The organism is Neorhizobium tunisiense, assembly GCF_039631515.1.
Lineage (GTDB): Bacteria > Pseudomonadota > Alphaproteobacteria > Rhizobiales > Rhizobiaceae > Neorhizobium.
The window spans coordinates 1,367,601-1,391,705 of sequence record NZ_JBDIUU010000001.1 but is presented as its reverse complement, the minus strand read 5'-3'; the positions used below and the strand labels follow the sequence as shown (position 1 = coordinate 1,391,705).

The 24,105-nt window shown below is 61.8% G+C and carries 24 protein-coding genes; 13 read left to right on the top strand and 11 right to left on the bottom strand.

The genetic code is table 11. The annotated features are described in order from the left end of the window. Positions 1–78: 78 nt before the first annotated feature. Entirely contained in the window at positions 79–1,236 is a 1,158-nt protein-coding gene (locus ABCW43_RS07390; protein WP_345922787.1) for a PA0069 family radical SAM protein, read from the bottom strand. Positions 1,237–1,366: 130 nt separating this feature from the next. On the opposite strand from ABCW43_RS07390, the gene ABCW43_RS07385 reads away from it, so the two are divergent. Next, entirely contained in the window at positions 1,367–1,885 is a 519-nt protein-coding gene (locus ABCW43_RS07385) for a glycosyltransferase family 2 protein (protein WP_345922786.1), read from the top strand. Between the two features lie 3 nt (positions 1,886–1,888). Here ABCW43_RS07385 and moaB read toward each other — a convergent pair whose 3' ends face one another. The 4 genes from moaB to ABCW43_RS07365 all read right to left on the bottom strand — a co-directional run bounded on the left by moaB (position 1,889) and on the right by ABCW43_RS07365 (position 6,385). Further along, the gene (gene moaB, locus ABCW43_RS07380) at positions 1,889–2,437 is read right to left on the bottom strand and encodes a molybdenum cofactor biosynthesis protein B (protein ID WP_345922785.1); all 549 of its coding nucleotides are present in this window, start codon (positions 2,435–2,437) and stop codon (positions 1,889–1,891) included. Then, the gene (locus ABCW43_RS07375) at positions 2,434–3,363 is read right to left on the bottom strand and encodes a 4-(cytidine 5'-diphospho)-2-C-methyl-D-erythritol kinase (RefSeq protein WP_345922784.1); all 930 of its coding nucleotides are present in this window, start codon (positions 3,361–3,363) and stop codon (positions 2,434–2,436) included. The genes moaB and ABCW43_RS07375 overlap by 4 nt, the downstream gene beginning before the upstream one ends. A 5-nt stretch (positions 3,364–3,368) precedes the next feature. Further along, complete coding sequence (locus ABCW43_RS07370; RefSeq protein WP_345922783.1) at positions 3,369–5,204, bottom strand: tetratricopeptide repeat protein; 1,836 nt, start codon at positions 5,202–5,204, stop codon at positions 3,369–3,371. A gap of 164 nt (positions 5,205–5,368) precedes the next feature. Next, on the bottom strand, positions 5,369–6,385 hold the full coding sequence (locus ABCW43_RS07365) for a polyprenyl synthetase family protein (RefSeq protein ID WP_345922782.1): 1,017 nt from the start codon (positions 6,383–6,385) through the stop codon (positions 5,369–5,371). Positions 6,386–6,492: 107 nt separating this feature from the next. Between ABCW43_RS07365 and ABCW43_RS07360 the strand changes: the two genes are divergently transcribed. Then, positions 6,493–6,714, top strand: a complete 222-nt coding sequence (locus ABCW43_RS07360) for a putative signal transducing protein (protein WP_345922781.1) — start codon at positions 6,493–6,495, stop codon at positions 6,712–6,714. 270 nt (positions 6,715–6,984) lie between these two features. After that, positions 6,985–7,785, top strand: a complete 801-nt coding sequence (locus ABCW43_RS07355) for a tRNA1(Val) (adenine(37)-N6)-methyltransferase (RefSeq protein ID WP_345922780.1) — start codon at positions 6,985–6,987, stop codon at positions 7,783–7,785. Here the strand turns inward: ABCW43_RS07355 and ABCW43_RS07350 are convergent. After that, a complete protein-coding gene (locus ABCW43_RS07350; RefSeq protein WP_345923398.1) occupies positions 7,754–9,094 on the bottom strand; it encodes an Nramp family divalent metal transporter in 1,341 nt (446 codons plus the stop codon). The two genes, ABCW43_RS07355 and ABCW43_RS07350, sit on opposite strands and share 32 nt — an antisense overlap. A gap of 166 nt (positions 9,095–9,260) precedes the next feature. Here ABCW43_RS07350 and ABCW43_RS07345 point away from each other — a divergent pair, with 166 nt between their 5' ends. Genes ABCW43_RS07345 through ABCW43_RS07335 form a run of 3 tightly spaced genes read left to right on the top strand, consistent with a single transcriptional unit; the run spans position 9,261 to position 10,503 of the window. Then, entirely contained in the window at positions 9,261–10,127 is an 867-nt protein-coding gene (locus ABCW43_RS07345; RefSeq protein WP_345922779.1) for a S49 family peptidase, read from the top strand. A gap of 26 nt (positions 10,128–10,153) precedes the next feature. Further along, complete coding sequence (locus ABCW43_RS07340; protein ID WP_345922778.1) at positions 10,154–10,345, top strand: hypothetical protein; 192 nt, start codon at positions 10,154–10,156, stop codon at positions 10,343–10,345. A gap of 5 nt (positions 10,346–10,350) precedes the next feature. Continuing rightward, on the top strand, positions 10,351–10,503 hold the full coding sequence (locus ABCW43_RS07335; protein WP_345922777.1) for a hypothetical protein: 153 nt from the start codon (positions 10,351–10,353) through the stop codon (positions 10,501–10,503). Here the strand turns inward: ABCW43_RS07335 and ABCW43_RS07330 are convergent. Further along, complete coding sequence (locus tag ABCW43_RS07330) at positions 10,500–10,814, bottom strand: type II toxin-antitoxin system RelE/ParE family toxin (RefSeq protein WP_345922776.1); 315 nt, start codon at positions 10,812–10,814, stop codon at positions 10,500–10,502. The two genes, ABCW43_RS07335 and ABCW43_RS07330, sit on opposite strands and share 4 nt — an antisense overlap. Continuing rightward, on the bottom strand, positions 10,814–11,098 hold the full coding sequence (locus ABCW43_RS07325) for a hypothetical protein (protein ID WP_345922775.1): 285 nt from the start codon (positions 11,096–11,098) through the stop codon (positions 10,814–10,816). The genes ABCW43_RS07330 and ABCW43_RS07325 overlap by 1 nt, the downstream gene beginning before the upstream one ends. A 145-nt stretch (positions 11,099–11,243) precedes the next feature. On the opposite strand from ABCW43_RS07325, the gene ABCW43_RS07320 reads away from it, so the two are divergent. Beyond that, positions 11,244–12,197: a glycine--tRNA ligase subunit alpha gene (locus tag ABCW43_RS07320; protein WP_345922774.1), complete on the top strand. Its 954-nt coding sequence runs from the start codon at positions 11,244–11,246 to the stop codon at positions 12,195–12,197. A 30-nt stretch (positions 12,198–12,227) separates the two neighbouring features. On the opposite strand, the gene ABCW43_RS07315 is transcribed toward ABCW43_RS07320, so the two are convergent. Next, the gene (locus tag ABCW43_RS07315; RefSeq protein ID WP_345922773.1) at positions 12,228–12,479 is read right to left on the bottom strand and encodes a hypothetical protein; all 252 of its coding nucleotides are present in this window, start codon (positions 12,477–12,479) and stop codon (positions 12,228–12,230) included. A 146-nt stretch (positions 12,480–12,625) separates the two neighbouring features. On the opposite strand from ABCW43_RS07315, the gene ABCW43_RS07310 reads away from it, so the two are divergent. The 6 genes from ABCW43_RS07310 (at position 12,626) to ABCW43_RS07285 (ending at position 19,692) form a co-directional block, all read left to right on the top strand. Next, on the top strand, positions 12,626–13,177 hold the full coding sequence (locus ABCW43_RS07310; protein ID WP_345922772.1) for a LemA family protein: 552 nt from the start codon (positions 12,626–12,628) through the stop codon (positions 13,175–13,177). Between the two features lie 88 nt (positions 13,178–13,265). Continuing rightward, positions 13,266–14,540, top strand: a complete 1,275-nt coding sequence (gene aroA, locus ABCW43_RS07305) for a 3-phosphoshikimate 1-carboxyvinyltransferase (RefSeq protein ID WP_345923396.1) — start codon at positions 13,266–13,268, stop codon at positions 14,538–14,540. Positions 14,541–14,581: 41 nt separating this feature from the next. Beyond that, a complete protein-coding gene (locus ABCW43_RS07300; protein ID WP_445738904.1) occupies positions 14,582–16,513 on the top strand; it encodes a DUF2207 domain-containing protein in 1,932 nt (643 codons plus the stop codon). 88 nt (positions 16,514–16,601) lie between these two features. After that, complete coding sequence (gene glyS, locus ABCW43_RS07295) at positions 16,602–19,007, top strand: glycine--tRNA ligase subunit beta (protein WP_345922770.1); 2,406 nt, start codon at positions 16,602–16,604, stop codon at positions 19,005–19,007. A gap of 48 nt (positions 19,008–19,055) precedes the next feature. Continuing rightward, positions 19,056–19,244 (top strand): hypothetical protein, encoded by a 189-nt coding sequence (locus ABCW43_RS07290; protein WP_345922769.1) that lies wholly within the window; start codon positions 19,056–19,058, stop codon positions 19,242–19,244. 133 nt (positions 19,245–19,377) lie between these two features. Continuing rightward, positions 19,378–19,692 (top strand): helix-turn-helix domain-containing transcriptional regulator, encoded by a 315-nt coding sequence (locus ABCW43_RS07285; protein ID WP_345922768.1) that lies wholly within the window; start codon positions 19,378–19,380, stop codon positions 19,690–19,692. A 66-nt stretch (positions 19,693–19,758) separates the two neighbouring features. On the opposite strand, the gene ABCW43_RS07280 is transcribed toward ABCW43_RS07285, so the two are convergent. Next, entirely contained in the window at positions 19,759–21,612 is a 1,854-nt protein-coding gene (locus ABCW43_RS07280) for a methyl-accepting chemotaxis protein (RefSeq protein WP_345922767.1), read from the bottom strand. Between the two features lie 399 nt (positions 21,613–22,011). After that, positions 22,012–23,865 (bottom strand): methyl-accepting chemotaxis protein, encoded by a 1,854-nt coding sequence (locus ABCW43_RS07275; RefSeq protein WP_345922766.1) that lies wholly within the window; start codon positions 23,863–23,865, stop codon positions 22,012–22,014. Between the last annotated feature and the right edge of the window lie 240 nt (positions 23,866–24,105).

Genomic DNA, 24,105 nt, shown 5'->3' with positions numbered 1-24,105 from the left:
CGGGGTGTTTTCCGACGCGGGGACAGGGCGGGTCGCGTCGAAAATTGAGATTCGCAATCGGACCGGAGGCCGGTCAGATCAGAGCAGCGAAAGCTGGATGCCGCCGCCGTCGGGGCGGAGGAAAATGTCGTCGCGCAGCGGCAGGCCACGCCGCACCATGCCAAGCCGCTTGGTCGCCATCTCGAAGCGGCGGCCGATCTGCCAGGCATAGGGACCGGCACCCTTCATCCGCTTGCCCCATTCGGCGTCATAATCCTTGCCGCCGCGCATCGAGCGGACGAGCGACATCACGTGCCTGTAACGGTCCGGATAGTTCTGCAGCAGCCAGTCGCGGAAGAGGGGGCTCACCTCCAGCGGCAGGCGCAGGAGCACGTAGCTTGCCTCCGTTGCCCCCGCCGCATGGCCGGCGTCCAGAATCCGCTCGATCTCGTGGTCGTTGAGCGCCGGAATGACGGGTGCCACCATGACCGCTACCGGAATGCCGGCATCGGTCAACGCCTTGATGGCCGTGAGGCGCTTGGGAGGGGTCGAGGCGCGCGGCTCCATGGCGCGGGCAAGCTTGCGGTCGAGGGTGGTCACGGAAATCCCGACCTTTGCGAGCCCTTTCGAAGCCATGTCGGCGAGAATGTCGATGTCGCGGGTGATTAGCGCCGACTTGGTGACGATCGCGACCGGATGATTGGCCTTCTGCAGCACTTCCAGGATCTGCCGCATGATCCGCCATTCCCGCTCGATCGGCTGATAGGGGTCGGTATTGGTGCCGATCGCGATCGCCCGCACCTTGTAGTCCGGGCGGCTCAGCTCCCGCTCGAGCAGTTTCGGCACGTCCGGCTTGGCGAACAGTTTTGATTCGAAATCAAGGCCCGGGGAAAGGCCCATGAAGCTGTGGGTCGGTCGGGCGAAGCAGTAGATGCAGCCATGTTCGCAGCCACGATAGGGATTGATCGAGCGATCGAAGGACAGGTCCGGCGATTCGTTGCGGGTAATTGCGGTGCGCGGCTTTTCCACCTGCACCTCGGTCCTGAACGGTTCGAGTTCCTCCAGTGTCTGCCAGCCGTCGTCGAATGCCTCGCGGCGCTCTTCTTCGAAACGGCCGCTCGGATTGAGACCTGCGCCGCGTCCGCGACGTCGGTCGACCTCCACCCGAAGACCGGAGGACTTGACCAACGCATCGGCAATATCGGCCGTATGGGCAGGCGCGAAAGCGTCCTGCCGCAATTGATGCAGCTCGTTCATGGTAGCTCCTGAAGGGGAAATCCCCGTTCCTGCTGATTAAATTCCTAGCCGCAAAACGAGAACATTGCAAGAACAAAATTTGGGGTCGGCATTTGTGGCGTTCCTTGTGGCAATGCGTTACATGTCAGGAATGCTGACTGTCATTATGGAATGCCGCGACCAGGAATCCGAGCTGGCGCAGACACTCTCGGTGCTCGTATCCGCTGCGGTGGAGGGGCTCGTAAGCGATGTCGTGGTGCTCGATCACGGTTCGCGGGACGGTTCCTCCCGCGTCGCCGACGCGGCCGGCTGCCGTTTTCATGGCCACTGGGACATCAAGGATATTCTGCGCAGCGCCCGCGGCGAATGGCTGTTGCTGGTCGAACCCGGTGCCCGGCTGCAGGCGGGCTGGATCGACGAGGTGATGGAATATATCGCGCTGAACAAGCAGCCGGCCCGGTTCGCGCCGGCGCGCAATTACCGGCGGCCGTTCTTCAAGCGTATCGGCCGCGCCGTGCCGCCGCTGGAATATGGCATGCTGCTGCCGAAGCGGCAGGCGATCGCGCTGGCAAAATCGGGCATGGACCTGGAAACCCTTGCGCGCGGCCAGAAAGTGTCGAAGCTCGCCAGCGAGATGATCCCGGCCTGGGTGGCCGCTGCAGTCAGGTAGCAGCTATTTGCCGCCGCGCTTCAGGTGCTCGTCGAGCCGCGGCATGATCTCGATGAAATTGCAGGGCATGTGGCGGTAGTCGAGCTGCGCCTTCAGAATGCCATCCCAGGCATCCTTGCAGGCGCCGGGCGAACCCGGCAGCACGAAGATGAAGGTGGCGTTCGCCACACCGCCGGTTGCCCGCGACTGGATCGTCGACGTGCCGATCTTGTCGTAGGAAATCCGGTGAAACACTTCGGAAAAGCCGTCCATGCGCTTTTCGAACAGTGGTTCGAGCGCTTCAGGCGTCACGTCCCGGCCGGTAAAACCCGTGCCGCCCGTCGTGATCACCACGTCGATATCCGGATCGAGCGTCCATTCCCGCACCCGGCCGGCAATGCGGTCCTTGTCGTCGGGCACGATCGCGCGCGCCTTCAGCTCATGGCCGGCTTCCGCAATCCGCGCCACCAGCGTGTCGCCAGACTTGTCGTCGGCAAGCGTGCGCGTATCGGAAACGGTCAGCACGGCGATGCCGACGGGGATGAAGGAACGGGTGTCGTCGATCCGGTTCATTGGGTTTTCTCGGGCGCTTGGCCAACGGTTCTCACCGCCTGAAAATACCATTCCGGCTTCTGGCCGTTAAGGTTTTCCACCGCCTTTTCCGCCGCTTCGAAGGAAGGAAATATCCCGAAACAGGTAGCGCCCGAACCGGACATCCGCGTCAGCATCGTGCCCTCCGCGCCGATCAGGCTGGAAATCTGGTCGATCTCGCGCACCAGCGAGCGCGCCGGCGGTTCAAGATCGTTCCGGAGAGTTTTCAGGAAGCCGATCCAGTCGCTTTCGAACGGGCCGATCGCCGCGTTTTCCTTCTGCGTCAGACGGAGGAAGATATCCGGCGTAGAGACTCCGACCAGCGGATTGCCGAGCACCAGCGACAGCGAAGGCAGGTCGGGAAGCGCGGTCAGTTCCTCGCCTATCCCCCTGGCCATCAGTGCCTCGCTCTTAAGACACATCGGAACATCGGCACCGAGGGTAAGCCCGAGCGCTGCCAGGTCCCCGTCCGGCAGGCAGGCCTTCCAGAAGCGCATCAGGCCGCGCAGGGCTGCTGCCGCATCCGCCGAACCGCCGCCGATACCGGCTGCGACCGGCAGGTTCTTTTCGAGATGGATGGAAACCGGCGGCGCTGAAACGCCTCTTTTCTCCAGCGCCTGGCGCAGGAGGTCGCGGGCTTTCAGCACGAGGTTGCCATGCCTGCCCTCGGCAGAGGTCGGCAGCAGCGAGGCGAACCGGCCGGAAACGGAAAAATCGTCGATGTCCGCACCGCTAAAGCACAACCGATCGCCCGTATCCGCAAAAGTCACGATGCTTTCGAGTTGGTGATAACCGTCGGCCCGCTGGCCGGTCACGTGCAGGGCGAGATTGATCTTGGCGGGCGCCAGCTCGAAAAGGCCCGCCTTGTCGGCGAGCGAGGTGTCGGATGACGGATTGTCCAGAAACATGCGCGTCAGGATTTCTTGTCGGGATTGGCCGGCGCCGGCGGGGCGGGGGCCACGGGTTCCGTCGGGCTGCGGTCGGCGGTCGTGGCGTTCGGATCGAGCGGCGCCAGGCCCTTCTCGATCTTTTCCTTGATCTGCTCGCGGTTGATATCCTCGCCTTCCGAAATCAAAGCCCGGTTCCACTGGTAGACGGCTTCGAGCTTGCGCCCGACGCGCCAGTAGGAATCGCCGAGATGGTCGTTGATCGTCGAATCGCCGGCGCGCAGCTGCACCGCGCGTTCGAGCTCGGTCACGGCGTCGTCGAACTTGCCCATCCGGAAATAGGCCCAGCCGAGCGAATCGACGATATAGCCGTCATCCGGGCGCGCATCGACGGCCCGCTTGATCATGTCGAGGCCTTCGTCGAGGTTCTTGTTCATGTCGACCAGCGAATAGCCGAGATAGTTGAGGACCTGCGGCTGTTCCGGGTTGAGCTCGAGTGCCTTGCGGAAGTTTGGCTCGGCCTTCGCCCAGTTCTTAAGCCGCTCGTAGGCGATGCCGCGCTGGAAGAAGATCGTCCAGTCGCCGGGCTTCGGCACAGGCCCGATGACCTCGGCAGCCTTGTCGTAGGTTTCCGCCATGGTCTTGTAGTCCTTGGCGTCGGAAAGGACGCTGCCATAGGCGATGTAGCTGCGGATGTCGGAGGGATCGGAATCGATCAGCGACTTCAGGTGCTGCTTGGCTTCGTCCACCTTGCCGGTGTCGGAAAGCGTCACGCCGAGCTGCAGCTCGGAAATGCGGCGCATCGGCGAATCGGCTGGAACGCTGGCGTAAAACTTGATGGCGCGCTCCGGCTGCTTGAGCTTTTCAGCGATGCCGCCGAGCAGGATCAGCGTGTCGGCGCTCTTGGGGTCGAGCGCGTGGGAAATCTGCAGGTAGAGCGAGACCATGTCCTCGGCGCCCTGGCGGTTCAGTGCGCCACCGATCGAAAACAGCACGCCGGCAGCACCTTCTGCGGCATTGCTCACCTGCTGTTCGGGCTTCTGGCCTTTCTCGATGCTCTGGCGCAGGGCCTTCAGCGGCGCATAGTTCGAGACCATGCCGTCACCGACGGAGATCGCGTCCAGCGCCTTCTGCTTGTTGCCGGCAGCAGCTTCCAGACGCGCAAGCGCCATCACCGCGCGCATAAAGGTGTCCGGCGCGGTGGCGACGGCTTCCTTGTTGGTGACGGCGGTATTGAGGTGCTGCCGCGCCGTGCCGATATCGCCCGTCACCAGCGCCATGGCGCCGAGGTGGTAATCGGTGAATACCTTGTACCAGGCCGGTCCCTTGAGGTTGTTGATGCCGGCCATCGCCTGCTTGCCCTTGCCGGCGCCGACATCCGCCCAAGCGGACAGAAGCTGGTGGGTCAGCCGGTCAAGATCGTTCGGGCCTTCGTAGGCAAGGACCTTCTTGGCCGTATCGAACTTCTTGGCGCGCAGGGCATCGAGGCCGCGGACGATCTTGGTGATCCGCTCGACGGCGTTGTCGTCCTTGAGCGCGTTGGCTTCGGCGAGGCCCTGGTCGAAATCGCCGTTGAGCAGCAGCGAGATCATCAGCCGCTCGCGGATTTCCAGATTGGCGGCATCGAAAGCCAGCGCCTTGCGGTAGAGGGCGATCGCAGTGTCGTAATCATGGTCGACATCGGCCGTCCGTGCGGCCAGAAATGCACCGGAAAACGTCTTCACGTTACCGGGACCGAACGTCACCGTATCTTTCACCGCTGGCTTCGCTTCCGCCGTCGCCGCATTGGCCACCGTTCCGAACAGAAGAACGGTTGCAAGCGCCGCGCTGGAGAGCAGAAGAAGGCTGGATTTCTGCCGCATAGACATGCCTTTCGTAAGAGCATGGCGATTCGGTGAAATACCGCCGCCAATTCCGCCCTATTGATTCATGATAGAATGGCTTTTTTGAAGCACGTCCGCAAGGAAATCCCCAGCGCCGCGTAGGCGCGGCGCCGGTCACACCTTTGTTAGCGGACGGCTTCCCGTCAATTGACGCGCTGGATCGAGAAGTCGATGACTTCGAGAAGGGCGGCCTTGAGCGGCGAGGCGGGAAGCGGCGCCAGCGCATCGCGGGCGATCGTGCCGTAATGCAGCGCCCGGCCGATTGTGTCGTTCAAGGCGCCGTATTTGTTGATCAGGCCGAGCGCCTTTTCCAGGTTCTCGTCGCTGCTTTCGCCCTTCTCGATCGCCTGGCGCCAGAAGGTGCGCTCGGCCTCGGTGCCACGGCGATAGGAGAGGATGACGGGCAGCGTGATCTTGCCCTCGCGGAAATCGTCGCCGACATTCTTGCCGAGATCGGCAGCCTTGCCGCCGTAATCGAGCGCGTCGTCGACGAGCTGGAACGCAAGACCCAGGTTCATCCCGTAGGATTTCAGCGCGCCGCGGCCGGCCTTGTCGGCATTGGCGATGATCGGGCCGACTTCGGCGGCGGCCGCAAACAGCGCCGCCGTCTTGGCGCGGATGACCGACAGATAGTCGTCCTCGGTCGTCTCCATGTTCTTGGCGACCGAAAGCTGCAGCACTTCGCCTTCGGCGATCACCGAGGCTGCGGCCGACAGCACGTCGAGCGCTTCGAGCGAGCCGACATCCACCATCATCCGGAACGCCTGGCCGAGCAGGAAATCGCCGACCAGCACGCTTGCCTGGTTTCCCCAGATCATCCGTGCGGTGGAACGCCCGCGGCGCAGGTCGCTTTCGTCCACCACGTCGTCATGCAGCAGTGTTGCCGTGTGCATGAACTCGACGCTGGTCGCGAGCTTCACATGGGCATCGCCCCGATAACCGAACAGGGCCGCGGAGGCGAGCGTCAGCATCGGCCGCAGCCGCTTGCCGCCGGACGAGATCAGGTGGTTGGCGACTTCCGGGATCATCTGCACGTCGGAGCCGGCCTTGGACAGGATCAACTGGTTGACCCGATCCATGTCCGCCTTGGTGAGATCCACCAGCGGTTTGACGGATGCCAGTTTGTTTTTGCCTTCTTCAAGCGGTATGACGACGCCCAATGATCAGGCCTCCCTATCGAATTCTTTCAAACGACAATAGAAAGAGGCGGATAGTGCGGCAAGCGCAAATCGCATCCTGCCGGATATAATGGGGTAACAAACAAGCCATGCTGGAGATCATCCGCACCAACGACATCGTGATCCTGTCGCTGGCTGAGAGCCTGATGAAGGATGCGGGTATCCATTGCATGGTCGCTGACCAGTCGATGAGCGTGCTCGAAGGTTCGCTCGGCCTGCTGCAGCGCCGGCTGATGGTGACGGCGGACCGAGCGGACGAGGCCCGCCGGATCCTGAAGGACGCGGGGCTGGAAGCGGAGCTGCGGCCTTGATGCTTGTAGATCTTCTGTCTTCAGTTTTGCCGGAGCTTTAACATTGAGCCTTTGTGCGGATAGCCCCCCTCTGCCCTGCCGGGCATCTCCCCCACGGGTGGGGAGATCGGCTGAGCGCGCGCTCGTCGCCTTATATCTAACGTCTCTTTCTGCACACTGTTCTTTGGGGGATGAGGAGCGTACCGCTTGTGATCTCCCCACCTGTGGGGGAGATGCCCGGCAGGGCAGAGGGGGGTTGCCGCCCGCCGACGCTCGATGGTGCCACAAAGCATGACCACCCCAACCCACACGATCGACGCCTTCCATCGCGGCCGGTTCCACGTCATGCAGCCGAAGGGCGGCGGGCATCGCTCGGGGGTCGACGCCATGCTGCTCGCCTCGCTGGTCGCCTCCGACAAACCTGTCAGCGTTGCCGATCTCGGCTCGGGCGCAGGCGCGGCAGGCCTTGCCGTCGCGTCACGGCTGCAACACGCAAATGTCCTGCTCATCGAAAAATCGCCGCTGATGGCCGAGTATGCCCGCAGGACGCTGGCACTTCCCGAAAACGCCTTCCTGGCCGCTCGCGTCGAGGTGCTCGAAGCCGACGTGACGCTGACCGGCAAGCCGCGGCTCGCCGCCGGCCTCATCGACGAAATCCACGACCATGTCATCATGAACCCGCCCTTCAACGATGCCAGCGATCGCAAGACGCCCGATGCCCTGAAGGCCGAGGCGCATGCGATGACGGACGATCTGTTCGAGGCCTGGATCCGCACCGCCGGCGCGATCATGAAGCCCGGCGGGCAGTTGTCGCTGATCGCCCGGCCGCAATCGATCGCCGAGATCATCGAGGCCTGCGGCAGGCGTTTCGGCGGCTTGGAAATCACGGCTCTTCATCCCCGGCCGGACGAAAGCGCCACACGCATCCTCGTCACCGCCGTCAAGGGCTCGCGCGCCCGGTTGACGTTCCGGGCGCCGCTTTTCGTGCATGGCGCGGACGGCCATGCCTTCTCGGCATTCGTCGACGACCTGAACAATGGCCGGGCCGCCTATGCCCGCCTCAGCCCGAAACGAAATCCACGAGCAGCTTGACGTTGAGGCCGGCGATGACAACGGCGATCAGCCAGGCGACGCCGGAGAGCCAGATCGGCGCCACGAGTTCACCCATCTTCGCCTTGCTGGCGGTGAACATGACGAGCGGGAAGACCGCGAAGGAGAGCTGCAGGCTGAGCACGACCTGGGTGAGGATCAAGAGTTCCGCCGTGCCGGCGTCGCCGTACCAGATGGTGACAAACGCGGCCGGGATGATGGCGATCGCCCGGGTGATCAGGCGACGGATCCATGGCTGCAGCTTCATCTTGAGGAAGCCTTCCATGACGATCTGACCGGCGAGCGTCGCCGTCACCGTCGAATTCAGGCCGCAGCAGAGCAGGGCGATGCCGAACAGCGTCGGCGCAATGGCGAGCCCGAGCAGCGGTGCGAGCAGCGAATGGGCTTCGCCGAGCTCGGCGACTTCGGTTCGCCCGGTGCTGTTGAAGGCTGCTGCCGCGAGGATCAGGATCGAGGCATTGATCAACAGTGCGAAGCAGAGTGCGACGGTGGAGTCGATCGTCGCATAGGTCAGCGCTTCCTTCTTTTCCGGCAGGGTGTGGCCATAGTTGCGGGTCTGCACGATGCCGGAATGCAGGTACAGGTTATGCGGCATGACGGTCGCGCCGAGAATGCCGAGCGCCAGATAGAGCATTTCCGGATTGGTGACGATCTCGGTTGTCGGGAAGAAGCCGCGGATGACGCCGCCCCATTGCGGATCGGCAAGGAAGATCTGGATCGCGAAACACACGGCGATGACGCCGAGCAGTGTGATGATAAACGCCTCGACCCAGCGGAAACCCATCTTCTGCAGATAAAGGATGATGAACACGTCGAGCGCCGTGATCAGCACGCCGAGCTCGAGCGGGATGCCGAAGATCAGGTTGAGGCCGATCGCGGTGCCGATCACCTCGGCGATGTCGGTGGCGATGATGGCGATTTCGGCAAGCGCCCAGAGCGGAATGGAAACCCATTTCGGAAACGCGTCGCGGCAGGCCTGCGCCAGATCCCGGCCCGATGCGATTGCAAGACGCGCACAGAGCGACTGCAGCACTATTGCCATCAGGTTGGACAGCAGGGCAACCGCAAGCAGCGCATAACCGAATTTCGAACCGCCGGCGAGTGAAGTCGCCCAGTTGCCGGGATCCATATAGCCGACTGCGACCAGGTAACCCGGGCCTGCAAAGGCCGCGAGCCGTCGCCACCGCGATCCGGAGCGCGAGATGTTGATGCTTCGATGGACGTCGGAAAGCGATGCCTCCCCCCGTTTGTTCCGCCAGCCGCTGTCCTGCTTTGAACTCAAAACGTCCATCTTCATTCTATCTCCGTTCGCGAGCGGATAATGCCTTGCTGGAATGACAATGCAAGTCATTCGCAACTGGAAAATCAAAATCCTGCTTTCAAGGGCGCAGCCATTGCGTTTGAAATTCCGTCACATACATGCTTTGGCAGAGCCGAACGCGACAGAAGGAAAAGAAATGGCTGGGTTTTTGCAGAGGTTGACGCCGAAAAGGTTCCGTAAGAAGGGGCTGACAATACCCGTCGTCCGGCTTCACGGAGCGATCATGGCCGGCGGCAGCCAGTTCAAGCAGAGCCTCAACCTGGCCGGCGTGGCGCCGATGCTCGACAAGGCCTTTTCGAAGAAAGACGCGCCGGTCGTCGCGATCTCGGTCAATTCGCCGGGCGGTTCGCCGGTCCAGTCGCGCCTGATCTTCCAGCGCATCCGTTCGCTGGCGGAAGAGAAGGACAAGAAGGTGCTTGTTTTCGTCGAGGATGTCGCGGCCTCGGGCGGCTACATGATCGCGCTCGCCGGCGACGAGATCTTTGCCGATCCCACCTCGATCGTTGGTTCGATCGGCGTCGTTTCCGGCGGTTTCGGCTTTCCGGAACTGCTGCGCAAGATCGGCGTCGAGCGCCGCGTCTATACCGCCGGCGAAAACAAGGTGATCCTCGATCCCTTCCAGCCGGAAAAGGAAGGCGACATCGAATATCTGAAGACCCTGCAGCTCGAGATCCACAAGGTCTTCATCGACATGGTCAAGATGCGCCGCGGCGAGCGGCTCGCCGACGACGCGACCATCTTTTCGGGCCTGTTCTGGAGCGGTTTGCGCGGGCTCGATCTCGGCCTGATCGACAGCCTCGGCGATATGCGCGAAGTCCTCAAGCGCCGTTATGGCAAGGACACGAAGCTGGAACTGATCGGCAGCGCCCGAACCCTCTTCGGCCGCCGCGTGCCCGGCGTCGTCTTCGGTGAGGGCAAGGCCGGAGAACTCGCCGCAGGCGCGGTCACGGGACTTGCGGCGAGCCTCGAAGAAAAGGCAATGTGGAGCCGCTACGGCCTTTGAGGCCGCAAGAATAGCGCGAGGGGGAAATGGCGCAGCTTATATTTCTGATCATCGTCATCGGCGGCGGCTGGATGCTCTACAAGAAGTTCATCAAGGACGCCGAAAGACTGTCATCGCGCAGCCGCCGCGAGGAAAAGGAACGCCAGACCGGCGCAATCGGTACCCTGGAACGGGATCCTACGACGGGGGAATACCGGGTGAAGCGGGATGAGGAGTAGGCCTCATGCCCGAGGAGAAGAAACCTGCTGTAGCGGAGACTGATGCCGACAAACGGAATGCGGCACTGGAAAGGGTTCGTGCTTTCAAGTGGGAATTGCCGGACGGCTGGAAATTCGATCGCGAGGAAGCCAACAGTCGCGAGACGAATAGCGATTAAACTCGTTCCTTCACCCGCGATGCCCAATCGGAGCCCGCATAGCTTACGCAGAGAATGGAGACGGTCAGGTTTTCATCGTTCACGGTGAAGCAAACAACAGCTTTTTCTGAGGCCGGGATGGCGCGAAGACCGGGTAGAATGTCATCCCGGATGGTCCCGATTTTGGGGAAATCTGTAAGGCGGGAGATGAACAGCGTGATCTCGTCGACCTTGGATTTGCCGATGGCAGTGCCGGCATAAGACGAAATGAAATCGGTGATGTCAAAGATATCGAGCTCGACGAGCGGGTGCTTGATGATCGTGTAGCTCATCAGCGGTTCTTATATTTCTCGTCCAGCCTTGCCTTGATACGGTTAGCCATTTCGTCCCCATCCCAGGGCAACCACTGATCCCGCGGCAGCTCCGCGCGGCGGCGGATTTCGTCCTTCATGCCGATCAGCGGATCTTCATGGGCGGAGCTCTCCTCGTCCCGCAACAAACTGTCAATGCCGGCCTCAAGGACCTTCTCGATGGACGGAAACTGGCCGTCCTCAACAAGCTTTTCAGCAAGCCGCAGATAGCGGTCCGACAAGGTGAAGCTGTTCTTGACGTTCATGGTCTTTCTCCGGAAGAACGGACGAACCTTAGCATGGATCGTGCCCGGCGCGCATACCCGCAACCGCTGCAAACGCATAAATCCTTGACCCGCGCCCCTGATGCGTGGCACTCGTCCGCATCCTCGAACCGACACAGATATGGCCATGACCGAGCTGCCCGACCACATGTCTCCGACCCGCTCCTTCCAGGGGCTGATCCTCGCGCTCCAGAATTACTGGGCCGACAAGGGTTGCGCGATCCTGCAGCCCTACGACATGGAAGTCGGTGCCGGTACCTTCCATCCGGCGACGACCCTGCGTGCGCTCGGCCCGAAGCCGTGGAAGGCCGCCTATGTGCAGCCGTCCCGCCGTCCGTCCGACGGTCGTTACGGCGAAAACCCCAACCGCCTGCAGCATTATTACCAGTTCCAGGTCATCCTGAAGCCGAACCCGCCGAACCTGCAGGAGCTCTATCTCGGCTCGCTTGCGGCGATCGGCCTTGACCCGTTGCTGCATGACGTGCGTTTTGTCGAGGACGATTGGGAAAGCCCGACGCTCGGCGCCTGGGGCCTCGGCTGGGAATGCTGGTGCGACGGCATGGAAGTCTCGCAGTTCACCTACTTCCAGCAGGTCTGCGGTATCGAATGCTCGCCGGTCGCCGGCGAACTGACCTATGGCCTTGAACGTCTCGCCACCTATCTCCAAGGCGTCGACAGCATCTACGAGCTCAATTTCAACGGCCGCGAGGGCGAGGAAAAGATCTCCTACGGCGATGTCTTCCTGCAGGCCGAGCAGGAATATTCCCGCCATAACTTCGAATTTGCCGACACTGCCATGCTGCACCGGCACTTCATCGATGCGGAAAAGGAATGCCAGGCGCTGCTCGCAGCCGGCGCTCCGGGTGCGAACGCCAACCAGATGCTGCACAAATGCGTCTTCCCCGCCTATGACCAGTGCATCAAGGCGAGCCACGTCTTCAACCTGCTGGATGCGCGTGGCGTAATCTCGGTCACCGAGCGCCAGAGCTATATCCTGCGTGTCCGCACGCTCGCCAAAGCCTGTGGCGAGGCTTTCTTGCTGACCGATGCCGGTGGTGCGAATTTCGGCAAAGCTGCCTGAGTTCGGACTTGGCCGCGTGCAGCGAGCCGTTCAAACGGCTCCCGTCCACTCTGTGCCCAACTGCCAGACGGGTTTGATGGTCGGATAGGCCCCGGTCGGAAGCTGCCCTGCATAGATCTGCAGAAACCGGCGTGTGCCGGCCGGTTCCGGGGGCTTCATCATCACCCCGTACTGAAAAAACAGCACGGCAAACGCCAGCACATTGGCGGTTCGTACCAAGCACGCCATGGCAATTCCATCCAGATTGTTTTGAGGTGGGGCCGAATCGTCGGAATCGCCCATTTTCTGCAAGAGAATCTAGGACATCCACGCGGCCTGAACTTTGCGGTAAGTCAAAAAAATCACCGCGAAAAATAATCGATGACTTCAACCACTTTTTTAGTGCAAGCCTCTACTGTCCCATCGCAGGGCCACGTCGGGAGACTCAGATGTACATTTTGATCGGCATAATTGTTCTCGTCGCATTCTACGTCGTTATGATCTACAACGGCCTCGTCAAGGCACGCCAGATGGCGGAGGAGGCGTGGTCGGGCATCGATGTTCAGTTGAAGCGCCGCGCCGACCTGATCCCGAACCTGATCGAGACGGTGAAGGGATACGCGGCCCACGAAAAGGGCACGTTCGAGGAAGTCGTCAAGCTGCGCAACCAGGCGCAGGCGGTGCCGGCAGGCGATGTCGCCGGCCGCGCCCAGGCGGAAGGCCTGCTCGGCCAGGCACTCGGCAAGATCATCGCGCTTGCCGAAGCCTATCCGGACCTGAAAGCAAACCAGAACTTTTCCGAACTGCAGGAATCGCTCGAAACCATCGAAAGCGAGATCCAGATGTCGCGGCGGTATTACAACGGTGCTGCCCGCGACCTGAACGTCAAGGTCGAGAGCTTCCCCAACAACCTGGTCGCCGGCCAGTTCGGTTTCTCGAAGCGTGAGTATTTCGAGATCGAGAATGCGGCGGACCGGGCGGTCCCCACCGTCAAGTTCTGAAATCCGCCATTGGACGTTGACGCCGCAACGGTTTAAGAGCGCGGTCGGCCGCTTCGTTGCGGCATTCCATTGGCGTTAAGAGACGAATATCATGGGTAGAGCCAAACTCACCATCCTGCCGCCGGGCAAGCCGCTTTCCGGGCGTGCCATGCCGCCGGGTTCGAAATCGATCACCAATCGCGCGCTGCTTCTGGCGGGCCTCGCACAAGGCACCAGCCGGCTGACCGGCGCGTTGCGAAGCGACGATACCCGTTACATGGCCGAGGCCTTGCGGGCCATGGGCGTTGCGGTCGAACAGCCGGACGAAACGACCTTCGTCGTGACGGGCAGCGGCAAGCTTTTGCCCCCGTCCGCTCCTCTGTTCCTCGGCAATGCCGGCACCGCGACCCGCTTCCTGGCGGCGGCAGTCGCTTCGGTCGATGGCACTGTCGTTGTCGATGGCGACGAACACATGCGCAAGCGGCCGATCGGCCCGCTGGTCGCCGCCCTGAAATCGCTCGGCATCGATGCCGAGGCGCCGACCGGCTGCCCGCCGGTAACGGTGCGCGGCAACGGCCATTTCGCCTCCGGCCGCGTCGAGATCGATGCCGGGCTCTCCAGCCAATACGTCTCTGCGCTGCTGATGGCGGGGCCGCTTGTCAGCCAAGGTGCCAACGCCCCGTTGACGGTTGCGCTCGCCGGCGCGGAAATCGGCGCCCGTGGTTACGTCGATCTGACGCTCGCCGCCATGCAGGCCTTCGGCGCCAAGGTCGAGCAGATCGATGCCGCGACCTGGAAGGTCGAGCCGACCGGCTACAAGGCCGCGGATTTCGTGATCGAACCGGATGCCTCGGCCGCGACCTATCTTTGGGCAGCGGAAGTACTGACCGGCGGTGCGATCGATCTCGGCGTGCCTGCCACAGCCTTCACCCAGCCGGATGCCAAGGCCTACGAAGTGATCGCGCAGTTCCCGCACCTGCCGGCCGAAATCGACGGTTCGCAGATGCAGGATGCGGTGCCGACGCTCGCGGTGCTCGCCGCCTTCAACGAAACGCCGGTGCGTTTCACCGGCATCGCCAATCTGCGCGTCAAGGAATGCGACCGGGTGAGGGCGCTCTCGCTCGGCCTCAATGCAATTCGCGAAGGCCTTGCGACCGAAGAGGGCGACGACCTGATCGTCGCCTCCGATCCGTCGCTCGCCGGCCAGACCTTATCCGCCGAAATCAACACCTTCGCCGACCACCGCATCGCCATGAGCTTTGCGCTGGCGGGGCTGATGATCGGCGGTATCACCATTCTCGATCCGGATTGCGTCGCCAAAACCTTCCCCAGCTATTGGGACGTGCTGGCCTCGCTCGGAGTTGAGTACACGGACATAGTTTAAACTGAAAACCCGGATCGGCCGTGCCGAAGAGGAGAAATGTCGTGATGCGGTGGTTCTCCGGCTTTGGCCTGGCTCTGCTTTTCTCCCTGTCGGCGGCGCTGCCCGCCGCGGCAGAGGAATATATCCGCTCCTATCATTCCGACATCCAGGTCGCCGACAACGGCGACCTGACGGTGACAGAGACGATCATTGCCAATGCGGAAGGCGACAAGATCAAGCGCGGCCTGTTTCGCGATTTCCCGCTGACGATGCAGGACGCCAACGGCCGCACCGTGCGCGTCGGTTTCGAGGTCGTTTCCGTCACCCGCGACGGCCAGGCCGAGCCCTTCCACACGGAAAGCGTCACCGGCGGCATCCGCATCTATTCCGGCGACAAGGACGTGTTTCTCCGGGATGGCGAGCACACTTTCGTCTTTACCTACAAGACCGACCGGCAGATCCGCTATTTCGACGACCACGACGAGCTTTACTGGAACGTCACCGGCAATGGCTGGGAATTCCGCATCGCCCAGGCCTCGGCGCGGGTGACCTTGCCGGGTGCTGCGCGGATAACCCAGACCGCCGCCTATACCGGCCCGCTCGGATCCACGGCCCGCAATGCCCGCATGCAGGCAAATGGCAATCAGGCGGCCTTTTCGACCACCCAGCCGCTCGGCATGCAGGAAGGCCTAACGATCGTCGCCGGCTTTCCCAAGGGGATCGTCGCTCCCCCTTCGAAAGAACAGGAAAGCGCCTGGTGGTGGCGCGACAATATCGGGACGATCATCTCGATCGTCGGCCTCGTCCTCGTCGTCGGTTATTATGCGCTTTTCTGGGGCCGCGTCGGCCGCGACCCGGATCGCGGCGTCGTCGTGCCGCGTTGGGATGCGCCGGAGGGCCTGTCGCCGGCTCTCGTCAACTACATCGACAACAAGGGCTTTTCCGGCGGCGGCTGGACGGCGTTTGCCGCGAGCGCGCTCGATCTGGCGGTCAAGGGTTACGTAACGCTGGAGGACCTCGCGGAGAAAATCGTCATCCGGCGCACCGACAAATCGGTGCCGCGGGACGTGCCGATCGGCCAGGCCTCGATCCTCGGTTCCATCGGTGCAAAGGGGCAGGCACTGGTGATCGACGAGGCGCACGGCACCACTGTCCAGTCGATCGGCGCGAGCTTCCGCCAGGCGATCGAGAAGGAACATCGCGGCAAATATTACAACGGCAACAAGGGTTACGTGATCGGCGGCGTCATCCTGAGCGTGCTTTCCATCGTGGCTCTGCTGGTGTTCGGCAACCTTGAACCGGACATGATCGCCATGCTGATCATCCCAGCGTTTTTCGCTGTGGTCCTCGGTTTCCTTGCTGTTGGCTTCGGTAGGGGCTTCCGCCGCGGGTCGTCGCTGATTTCGAAAATCGTCTCGGTCGTGATCCTTGGTTTTATCGGCCTGGTGGCCCTGTCGATCGGCTCGGCGGTGCTGGTGGCGATCATGTCGGAAATGACCGGCAACGAGCATTGGCCGATCCTGGTCTCGGTCGGCGGCATCGTGCTTGCCAACGTCATCTTCTTCTTCCTGATAGGCGCTCCCACGCCGCTCGGCCGCAAGCTGATGGACGGCATCGAGGGCCTGCGCATCTACCTGACGCTTGCCGAAAAGGACCGCATGAACACGGCCGGCGCCCCCACCATGTCGCCGCAGCATTTCGAAAAGCTGCTGCCCTATGCGGTGGCGCTCGGCGTCGAGAAGCCGTGGAGCAACACGTTCGAGACCTGGCTTGCGAGTGCCGTGGCAGGCGCCGCCGCCGGCGCCTATGCGCCCGGCTGGTATAGCGGCAACTATGGCTCCAATTTCGGCGATCGCATCGGCGGCTTCTCCTCCTCGATGGCGTCAACCATCGCCTCGACCATCCCCGCCCCGAAATCCTCCTCGTCCTCCTCCGGCTTTTCCGGCGGCTCGTCCGGTGGCGGGGGAGGTGGCGGTGGCGGAGGCGGCTGGTAGACACTTTCGCCAATCCGGCTGGTGACTTTTGGCGGCGGGCTTGCTAAGGCCACGCCCTGTTGAACAATCATCAAAAAGTTGATTATCGATGCCCGATCTGCTTCTCGAACTCCGCTCCGAGGAAATTCCCGCCCGCATGCAGCGCAAGGCGGCGGGAGACCTGAAAAAGCTCGTCACCGACGCGCTGGTGGAAGCGGGCCTGACCTATGAGGGTGCGCGCGAATACTGGACGCCGCGTCGCCTGACGCTGGATATCCGCGGCCTGACGGCGCGGTCGGCCGACCAGCGCGAGGAGCGCAAGGGTCCGCGTACCGACGCCCCGGAAGGCGCCATCGCCGGCTTTTTGCGCGGTGCGGGTCTTTCGTCGATCTCCGAGGCTCAGGTCGTCAACGACCCGAAGAAGGGCGATTTCTATGTCGCTGTCATCTCCAAGCCCGGCCGTCCCGCGGAAGAGATCATCGCAGACGTAATGCCCGGCATCATCCGCAATTTCCCCTGGCCGAAATCCATGCGCTGGGGTGCCGCCTCGATGCCGAAGGGTGCCCGTTTCGCCGGTATCGACGGCAAGGGCCCGGAAAGCCTGCGCTGGGTGCGCCCGCTGCAGTCGATCGTCTGCGTCTTCGGCCCGGAACATGACGAAATCCAGGTCATCCCCTTCGAGATAGACGGGCTGGTGGCAAGCAACATTACCTACGGCCACCGTTTTCACGCGCCCGACGCCATCACCGTGCGCCGTTTCGACGACTACGTGACGAGCCTCGAAAAGGCGAAGGTCATGCTCGATGCCGACCGCCGCAAGGACGTCATCCTGCACGACGCCCGCGATCTCGCCTTCGCCAACGGCCTCGACCTGGTCGAGGACGAAGGACTGCTGGAGGAAGTCTCCGGCCTCGTCGAATGGCCGCATGTGCTGATGGGCGAGTTCGAAGAGGACTATCTCGAAATCCCCTCCGAAATCATCCGGCTGACCATCAAGACGAACCAGAAGTGTTTCGTCACCCGCCCGCAGACCGGCGGCGAGGGCCTTTCCAACCGCTTCATCCTGATCTCGAACATCGAGGCGAAGGACGGCGGCAAGGAGATCATGCACGGCAACGGCAAGGTCGTGCGGGCTCGCCTCTCCGACGCCAAGCATTTCTGGACCCGCGACCAGGGCGACATGCCGGATTTGGATACGCTGAAGGATTCTGCTGCGAAGTTTGACCTCGACCTTAAGAAGCCGCTCGACCAGCGCATGGCGAAGCTCGATGCGCTGAACGTGACGTTCCATGCCAAGCTTGGGACGCAGGGCGAGCGAGTTGCCCGCATCCGTGCACTGGCCAAGGAACTGGCGAAGGTCACGGGCGCCGATCCTGTGTTGGTCGATCGTGCCGCAGTCCTGGCTAAGGCCGATCTGCGCACCGAGGCGGTCGGCGAATTTCCGGAACTACAGGGCCTGATGGGCCGCAAATACGCGGCGCTGCAGGGCGAGGATGCTTCCGTTGCCGCCGCAATCGAGGATCACTGGAAGCCGAACGGCCCGTCGGATCGCCTGCCCGAGGACAAGGTCGGCTTGACAGTCGCACTTGCCGACAAGCTCGATACGCTCGTTGGTTTCTGGGCGATTGATGAAAAGCCCACTGGGTCCAAGGACCCCTTCGCGCTCCGCCGCGCGGCGCTCGGAGTCGTGCGTATGCTGTTGGAGCGGAAAAAATCTTTGGAAATCAAAGCGGCGATCAATCTGTGGTTCGCCGGTATTGTTACGTGGGCAGAAGCAACCAATAGGCAAGTATTCGCCGCGAATAGTCGCAAGCTGACGAACGGAGCCGCATTTGGTGGTTCATGGGAGGTGGTTGCGCGTGGAGCAGAAAGTGCCTTGATCGATAGCGATGGGATAATAATATCCGCACCAGATTGTGCTCCATTGGTCGATGCTGACTTTGATGGTTTGGGCGGAAATCCTCCGCAATTGATATTGCGTAGGAGCGAGGTCGCAAAGGACCTCCTCTCCTTCTTTCACGACCGCCTCAAAGTCTACCTTCGCGACCAGGGCGCCCGCCACGACCTCATCGACGCGGTCCTCACGCCCGACGCCGACGACCTCCTGCTGGTCGCCCGCCGCGTCGAGGCTTTGACGGCGTTCATCACCTCGGAAGACGGCAAGAACCTGCTCGCCGGCACCAAGCGTGCCGTGCAGCTCCTCGCTGCGGAAGAGAAGAAGGGCACCGTCGTTGCCGATGGCGTTTCGGAAGAACTGCTGAAGCTCGACGCCGAAAAGGCGCTCTGGACAGCCATCGTGGTCGCATCCAAGGAAGCCTCCGAGGCAGTCGCCAAGGAAGATTTCCGCTCGGCCATGGAAGCCCTGTCGAAGCTCCGCGCGCCTGTGGACAAATTTTTCGAGGACGTGCTCGTCAACGACGAGGATACGGCGATCCGCGCCAACCGTCTGGCGCTCCTGAAGGCCATCCGCGAGGCAACCGCGACGGTTGCGGATTTCTCGAAGATCAGCGGCTGAACATCCGACGCTATTGGATGATGGTGACGGATATGTTACCATCATCCAATGAAGATCACCGAATACCTTGAGCCAGATGGATCGAGCCCTTTCGGGCGGTGGTTTTCGAAGATCGAGTCCCGTGCGGCCTCGAAGGTGACGATTGCGCTGGCGCGGATCGGACAAGGCAACCTCTCGAACGTGAAGTCGGTCGGCGCCGGAGTGCTGGAATACCGGATGGACTACGGGCCCGGCTAGCGGATCTATTTCGGTCGGGACGGGGAGCAACTGGTGATCCTGCTGGTCGGCGGAACCAAACAGCGTCAGCAAAATGATATCGAGACCGCGCTTGGCTATTGGTAGAACTACAAATCCAGGAAGGGAAGTTGATATGGCCCTGACACGCGAATTCAAGGAAACGGTGAAGGCCCGGCTGGATCAGGATCCGGCATTTCGCGCCGCTTTGCTTTCGGATGCGGTCGAACTTCTTCTGGAAGGCGATCTCGAAACCGGCAAGAGCGTGCTGCGCGACTTCATCAACGCTACGATCGGTTTCCAGACATTGGCCGAAAAGGTCGATATGCCGGCCAAGAGCCTGATGCGAATGTTAGGGCCGAAAGGCAATCCGCGCGCCGATAATCTGTTCAATGTCATCCGGCAATTGCAGGAAAGTTCGGGCATCCACCTGGCAGTGGCCGCCGCCTGATCTAACCCCCAAAAAAACCGCCGGATCCTTCGATCCGGCGGTTCCCCGTCCCCCGACTAACTGTGGTCAGCTCGCGCGGCGCATTTTTTGTGCGACGCGGTTGAGGCTGCCGGCACCGGCATTGTAGCCGGTGTCCTGGCCTGCACTGATGCGGAAGCTGCTGATCAGGTTCAGCAATTCGTCGGTGTCGGCGGCAAGCGCCTCGGCCGAGGCGGTGGTCTCTTCCGCCATCGCGGCATTGTGCTGGGTGGCGGCGTCGAGCTGGTTGAGCGAAGACGAGATCGAGCGCAGCGTCGTGTCCTGTTCGGATGCCGAATGGGCGATCTTGCCGACGATGTCGCTCGCCGCCTTCACCTGGTTGGAAATCCGCTTCAGGGCTTCGCCGGCCTCGCCGACGAGGCGGACACCGTTCTGCACCTGGCCGGAAGACCGTGAGATCTGATCCTTGATCTCCTTGGCGGCCGCTGCGGAGCGCTGGGCGAGTTCGCGGACTTCCTGGGCGACGACCGCAAAACCCTTGCCGGATTCACCGGCGCGGGCCGCTTCGACACCCGCATTGAGCGCCAGCAGGTTGGTCTGGAAGGCGATATCGTCGATGACGCCGATAATCTTGGAGATCTCGTCCGACGAGTGTTCGATGCCGCCCATCGCGTCGATCGCCTGGGCGACGATCTGGTCGGAACGGGTGGCCTCGGCGCTGACCGAGGTGACACGCTGGGCTGCCTCGTGTGCACCTTCTGCGGTCTGGCGAACGGCGACGGTCAGTTCGTCGAGAGCCGCGGACGTCTCTTCGAGATTGGCGGCCTGGCGTTCGGTGCGCTGCGACAACTCGCTCGAGGCGCGTCGGATTTCTTCCTTCGAGCCGCCGATGTCGATGCCCTTGGCATTGACCTTGCTCATCGCCGCTTCGAGATGGGCGAGCGCCTCGTTGAAGTTGTGTCGCAGCGTCTCGTAACGCGGTCCGAGATCGCCGCAGCGGATCGTCAGGTCGCTATGGGCGAGTGATTCCAGCGCCTCGCCGATGGTGGAGACCACGCGGGTCTGCAGCGCGGCTTCCTGCTGCTGGCTGTCGAGGTTCTGCTGGCGCTCGCGGTCGAGCTCCTGGCGCTGTTTTTCCTCGCGTTCGGCCATGGCATGGCGTTCGCGGATCTTTTCCTGCAGCGCCTGTGTGGCCTTCGCCATCATGCCCACTTCGTTCGACATCTCCGTATGCGGGATGGCGATCGTGACATCTTCGTCGGCGACGGCTTCCAGCGCACCATGCACGGCGGCCAGCGGCTTGGTGATATTGCGGATCACGACATATGCAGCGGCAAGGGCGATGATCAACGCGACTGCGCCGATAGCGAGTGCCTCCAGCACCATTCCGCGGATCTGTGCCTGCAGGTCGTCGGTGTAGACGCCTGTCGCAAGGACTAACTGCCAGGGTTCGAACGCCTTCGCATAGGAGCTCTTCGAGAAGTCGCCATCGGGCAGCCCAGGCTTGGTCGTGCTCATATAATCGACAATTCCGCCGCCGGATCTGCCAACGGAGACCATTTCGTCGCGGAACAGCTTCCCGGCGGAATCCGGTTTGCCCTTGCCGTTGTCGCCGATCTTCTTCTGGTCGGGATGCATCAGCATCTTCACGTCGTAGTCATAGGCGAACAGATAGCCGTCCGGCTGGAAGCTCATGGCGGAGACTGCGGCGAAGGCCTGCTTCTGGGCTTCGGCACGGGTCAGTTCGCCGGCTGCCTCACGCTGCTGGAACTTCTTGAGGATGCCGATACCGGACTCCACCTGGGTCCGCAGCATGCCATACCGCTCGGCATAGATAGCCCGCGTCGAGGCCTGGAGTTCGAGATAGGTCACGACGGCGAAGCCGGCGATCAGGGCCAGAACCAGCAGCACAAGCTGGTTTGAAATCCTCAGGTTTTTCATGTTCGTTCCATAACTGATTGAGCCGTATCGAGCGACTGGGGGGAATGGTTCTGAGTGGAGAGGCGCATTCTGCGCAGGAGGATGTGCTGACATTGCACATCCGTGAGAATGTAACGAAATATTTGAATAAAAATTAACAATAAGCAACTTCGAGCAGTGAGTTGAATATTTCAGGGAGCTCTATATCTGCTTCCACGGAGTTCGAGCGTTAAAGGCTCGGAGCTGAAAAGAAGATTTTTGAATATGAAGGCGCCATAATTCAAATAGACTGCACCAGTATTGCGTGTATTTGAAAGATAAACTTGCATTGCGTGCTTATCTGGGAATGTATCCTGCCCTATGAAGAAAACCGCCGGATCCTTCGACCCGGCGGTTCCCCGTCCCCCGACTAACTTTTGACTAGCTCGCGCGGCGCATCTTCTGTGCGACGCGGTTGAGGCTGCCGGCACCGGCATTGTAGCCGGTGTCCTGGCCTGCACTGATGCGGAAGCTGCTGATCAGGTTCAGCAATTCATCGGTGTCGGCAGCAAGCGCTTCGGCCGAGGCGGTCGTTTCTTCCGCCATGGCCGCATTGTGCTGGGTGGCGGCGTCGAGCTGGTTGAGCGACGACGAGATCGAGCGCAGCGTCGTGTCCTGTTCGGAAGCCGAATGGGCGATCTTGCCGACGATGTCGCTGGCTGCCTTCACCTGGTTGGAAATCCGCTTCAGGGCTTCGCCCGCCTCGCCGACGAGGCGGACACCGTTCTGCACCTGGCCGGAAGACCGCGAGATCTGGTCCTTGATCTCCTTTGCGGCTGCTGCGGAGCGCTGGGCGAGTTCGCGGACTTCCTGGGCGACGACCGCAAAACCCTTGCCGGATTCACCGGCGCGGGCCGCTTCGACACCCGCATTGAGGGCAAGCAGGTTGGTCTGGAAGGCGATGTCGTCGATCACGCCGATAATCTTGGAGATCTCTTCCGACGAGTGTTCGATGCCGCCCATCGCCTCGATCGCCTGGGCGACGATCTGGTCGGAGCGGCTTGCTTCGTTGCTGACGGAGCTTACGCGCTGGGCCGCGTCATGGGCGCCTTCCGCCGTCTGGCGGACGGTGACGGCAAGTTCGTCGATGGCAGCCGACGTTTCTTCAAGGTTCGCGGCCTGGCGTTCGGTGCGCTGCGACAGTTCGTTCGAGGCGCGTCGGATTTCTTCCTTGGAGCCGCCGATGTCGATGCCCTTGGCATTGACCTTGGCCATCGCCGCTTCGAGATGCGTAAGCGCATCGTTGAAGTTGTGACGCAGGGTTTCGTAACGCACTCCGAGATCGCTGCAGCGGACGGTGAGGTCGCCCTGGGCAAGCGCTTCGAGCGCCTCGCCGATGGTGGAGACCACGCGGGTCTGCAGCGCGGCTTCCTGCTGCTGCATATCGACGTTCTGCTGGCGCTCGCGGTCGAGCTCCGCCTTCTGTTTTTCCTCGCGTTCGGCCATCGCATGGCGTTCGCGGATCTTTTCCTGCAACGCCTGGGTGGCTTGCGCCATCATGCCCACTTCGTTCGACATTTCCGTATGCGGGATCGTCGCTGTGACGTTTTCGTCGGCGACGGCCTGCAGGGCCGTGTGCACGGCGGCAAGCGGTCTGGTGATGTTGCGGATGACGACGAGGGCGATGCCGAGTGCAAACAGGAAGGCGATGAAGCCGATGCCGACCACTTCCAGGATCGTCTTGTTGATCTTGGCATCGAGGTCGTCGGTGTAGACGCCCGTGCCGACAATGATCTGCCAGGGCTCGAAGGCGCGGGAATAGGCGGCCTTTTCAAAGACCTTGTCGGCCGGCATGCCGGGCTTTTCCCAGTAATAGGTGGTGACGCCGCCGCCGGCACGGCCCTTGGCGACCATCTCTTCGCGGAACAGGTTGCCCATCTTGTCCGGCTGACCCTTCTGGTTCACGCCGATCAGTTTGGAATTATAGTGGAACTGCGTCACCGTGTCGTAGTTCAGGCCGAAGAGGTAACCGGCCGGCTCGTATTTGATCCCTGCCACGGTTGCGTAAGCCAGTTTCTGCGCGTCCTCGCGCTTCAGCTCACCCGATTTTTCCCGATCGTAATAGGACTGCAGGATGGAAATGCCCGATTCCACCTGGGTGCGCAGCATTTCGTAGCGCTCGGCATAGATGGAGGCGATCGACGTGCGGATCTGATAGTAGGTGACGGCGGTAAAGGCCACCATGAGCACCGCCACCATGGCCAATAGCTGGTGGGAAATCTTGAGATTCTTCATGTTTCGACTCACTTTCAGGCAGCCGAACTCTCCCGGAGGAGCCGGAGCGGGGGCGAAGTTTTTTGGGGAAGCGCGTCCTGCGCCGGTCACGTGCTTACATCGCACTATGACGCGAGAGTGATCTCGAACATTTGAATAAAAATTTAATTATCGGGGTCTTGACAGCCCCGAACGCAAATATTTTGAGCAGGTCGGATTTGACGATGCACAATTTACGCGCATGCCGTGAAACGGCATTCC